Annotated in this window: 3 protein-coding genes; all 3 read left to right on the top strand. The window is 59.6% G+C overall.

From position 1 onward, the window contains the following. The first annotated feature begins 23 nt into the window (after positions 1-23). Entirely contained in the window at positions 24-1250 is a 1227-nt protein-coding gene (locus tag I8N66_RS16675; protein ID WP_291155445.1) for a Z1 domain-containing protein, read from the top strand. Then, positions 1234-2238, top strand: a complete 1005-nt coding sequence (locus I8N66_RS16670; RefSeq protein WP_291155442.1) for a PD-(D/E)XK motif protein — start codon at positions 1234-1236, stop codon at positions 2236-2238. Before I8N66_RS16675 ends, I8N66_RS16670 begins: the two co-directional genes overlap by 17 nt. Before the next feature lies 1 nt (position 2239). Then, positions 2240-3790 (top strand): AIPR family protein (locus I8N66_RS16665; RefSeq protein ID WP_291155439.1); only part of this gene is annotated, 1551 nt, incomplete at its 3' end.

Raw genomic sequence — 3790 nt, 5'->3', positions numbered from 1 at the left:
CCGATGTCCTGTCTGACATCCGCGTGCGCGAGATCAACGGCACGGCGAAGGACGCTCTCGATTATGCCGAGAACGACGGCACCGGCCTCAAGGTGATCGCTATCGGCGGCGACAAGCTGGCGCGTGGTCTGACGCTCGAAGGTCTCTGCACGAGCTACTTCCTGCGAACCGCGCGCATGTACGATACCCTCATGCAGATGGGTCGGTGGTTCGGCTACCGCGATGGCTACCTCGATGTCTGCCGCCTCTACACGTCGCAGGAAATGGTGGAGTGGTTCGGCCACATCGCTGATGCCGCCGAAGAGCTGCGCCAGGAGTTCGACAATATGGTCGCGGCCGGCGCCACGCCCAAGCAGTTCGGCCTGCGCGTGAAATCCCACTCCGTGCTTACCGTGACCTCGCGGGCGAAGATGAGAAATGCTCGCGCGATGCAGCTGACCTATTCCGGCGATCTGCTGCAAACCATCGTGTTCCCGAACCGGAAAGACGACATCACGGCAAATTTCAAGGCCACGGATCGCTTCATCAGCGCACTTGGCCAATCGAAGGACCTGAACCACCAGCACTTCGTGCCAGAGGGTCAGAAGTGGAACGGGCACCTGTGGCGGGATGTCCATGCCCTGAGCGTCATCTCGTTCCTCCGGGAGTACAGGACCCACCCGGCCAGCTTCCGGATCATGAGCCCGCTGATCGCGGATTTCATCGAGGAGATGAAGAAGGACCGGGAGCTCACGAACTGGACCGTGGCGCTGATCGGGAAAGACAGCGGCCCGGACGACAAGCATCGCGCGGTTGGCGGGTGTTCGGTCAACATGCTCCAGCGCAAGCGCACGACCGAACACGCGGATCGATATTCGATCAAGACCCTCATCTCGCCGCGAGATCAGGCCATCGATCTGACCGAGGCGGAGTGGAAGGCTGCCCTCGATCTCAGCCAGAAGACTTGGCGCAACGACACTGATCGAAACGAGGGCAAGGAGCCACCGTCCGAACCCAGAGGCCCGCAGATCCGTCGGGTTCTCGGAGAAGGCGTCCCGGAAGCGGGCATTACGGCTCGCCGGGAACGCGGCTTGCTGATGCTCTATTTGCTCGATCCCGAGGGTGCCGGTGTCGATGAGTTGAAGGACGCCGATCCCGTCGTGGCCTGGGCAATTAGTTTCCCGTCAAGCACTTCCGAAAGAAGGGTCTCCAACTCGAGGTACATCGCCAACAGCGTCCTGTGGGGAGGCCTAAATGAGTGGGTGGACTGAAGAGGGACTCGCACGTGCGTGGCGAGCGCTCGCGCGCCAGGAAGCCGGTGAAGACTGGCGATTCGTCCGCCTCACCGGAATTGGCGCCGTTTCGGTTGAAGCTGGTTGCCACTTTCCCCTCGGGCTGGAGGCGCTGATCGTTTCGTTTCCCGGATCTTGGTCGGCCAATCCGGCGCGGCTGCCAGAAGGCAAGGGCTTCGATGTGGTCCCTATTGAAGGTCAGACCGTGTTTGCCGGGAGGACGGCCATCGCACTGGTGAGGCGGCCGGAGGGATCGCCGGACATGTTCGCCATCATGGTCGTCGATGTCTTGCGGGTGCTCGAAGTTGCTGCCAGCCCGGCGAACCGGGACGTCATCGAAGCTTTCCTGGAACGAGTCAGGGAATGGCAGGCGTTCATGGCTCGAACGCACCGTCCCTTGTCGTCAGATGCTCAGATCGGCCTGCTCGGCGAGCTGTGGATGCTCAGGTTGCTCACTGACACTTCCCTTGGAGCCGGTGCTCTCGACTGTTGGCAGGGGCCGTTGCGTGCAGCGCAGGATTTTCACGTGCGCAGCGGCGCGATCGAAGTGAAGAGCACGGTCAGGACCGGCAGCTTTCTCGCGCGGATAAACAGCATCGAGCAGCTGGATGGTGACAGGGCGCCCATCTTCCTCTGCGCCTTTCGCTTCGAGGAAAACACGGACGGGATCTCGCTCGTCGATCTCGTGTCTGCACTCCGCAAGAGGTTCTCGCAGGCCGGCGTTCAGCGCGGCTTCGAGGCGCTGCTGATGGTGATGGGTTACCTCGAAGAACATGCGCCACTCTATGGCCGCACGCTGACATTGAAGGATGCCAAGGCCTTCCATTCGGAAGGCGACATGCCACGCCTCACTCGCGCCGCGCTCCCGGCCGCCGTCCGCTCGGCCGCGTACGTGCTCGACCTCGATGCCCTGGAAGTCCCTTCGATCGGAGTTCCGGAGCTGCTCAACGCATATGGATTGGACTGACATGAGCCTTGAAGAATTTCACCGCAACTTCCGTTCCGACCTGCAGACAATCATCGCCGAGCGCGTGGAGGCTGGCGAGGGTCCCTTTCCTTCGGAAGAGCTCGTCTTTGCAGAAACGGTCATGGAGCATGTCGCCGAAACCGGAATTTGTGACTCTCCGACCGTTTGCCACTGGAACGGAATGATCGGCAACGCGAAGCTTCGCATCACAGGCTATGCCCTCAGCTCCGACGAAACAGCCCTTGACTTGTTTGTAACGCACTATTCCGGCTCTGATGAGCTGATCGAAATCAAGGATGCCGATGCAACGGCAACCGCAAGTGAGGGGGTGCGCTTTCTTTTCAGAGCGGCGAGCGGAAGCCTGGATGCAAGGATCGATCCGACCCATCCGGTCCGCGACCTCGTTGCGACGATCCGTTCCCGGTGGGGCGAACTGGACCGACTTCGCGTCTTCGTGATCACCGATGGGCGCACGAAAACCAAGCGGTTCTCTAACAAGGAAGTCCAGCAAAAGCTGGTGGCAGTAGAGGCCATGGACATCGAACGCCTCTTCCGTCACACCGAAGGCAAACCACGTGACGAACTCGCCGTCAGCTTCGTTCAGTCGATAGGTCATCCGCTACCAAGCGTCCACGTTCCCGACCCTGACGCCGACTACGAATATGCCCTGACTGCTATCCCCGGACAGCTGATTCGCGATCTTTATCTTCGCTTCGGAAGCCGCCTTCTTGAAGCCAACGTTCGGACCTTTCTCGGCACCAAGAAGCCAACCAACAAGGGCATTATCGAAACACTGAAGAAGGAGCCCGAGCACTTTCTTGCGTTCAATAACGGTCTCGTCTTGGTCTGCGATGAGGCGGCGTTTGAGCGAACCAGCGACGGCAATCTCGGCCTTTCTTTCATCAAGGGCATGCAGATTGTTAACGGCGGTCAGACCACCTCCACCCTCTACTTCGCCTCGAGGGATGACCGCACCATTGATCTGAGCCATGTAATGGTGCCGGCAAAGATCATCATTCTGAAGGGATCGGAGGATGACCCGCGTGAACGCCTGATCAGCAATGTCTCCCGCTACGCGAACAGCCAGAACGCCGTAAAGTTGTCCGACTTGTCAGCGAACCGTCCCTTCCATGTCCAACTGGAGAAGCTTGCGAATGAAACATGGTGCCCTGACGGTGCCACGCGGTGGTTCTACGAGCGGGCCGCAGGGGCGTACAACGTGATGTTGCTAAGGGAGGGCAATAGTCCAGCGAAGCGGCGCAAACTGAAAGAAATGATCTCACCGAAGCGGAAGCTCACAAAAAACGACATCGCCAAATACCATGAGGCATGGCGTGGAAAGCCGAATCAAGTGGCAATGGCGGGCGAAAAAAACTTCAAGGCGTTCATGGATGCGCTAGACGAGGATCCCGCCATTGTCCCGAACCCGCTGGACACACGCTGGTACCGAGAAATGATCGCCAAGGTCATCCTGTTAAAGGCGATCGAGAGCTTGATCAAGACGAAAGAGGCGAAAGTGGTCTTCCGGCAGGGCTGGGTGAACATCGCCACC

This window comes from Ensifer sp. SSB1 (assembly GCF_016652895.1).
Lineage (GTDB): Bacteria > Pseudomonadota > Alphaproteobacteria > Rhizobiales > Rhizobiaceae > Ensifer.
The sequence above is the reverse complement of the archived record's forward strand: the minus strand, read 5'-3'. Positions and strand labels throughout refer to the sequence as shown.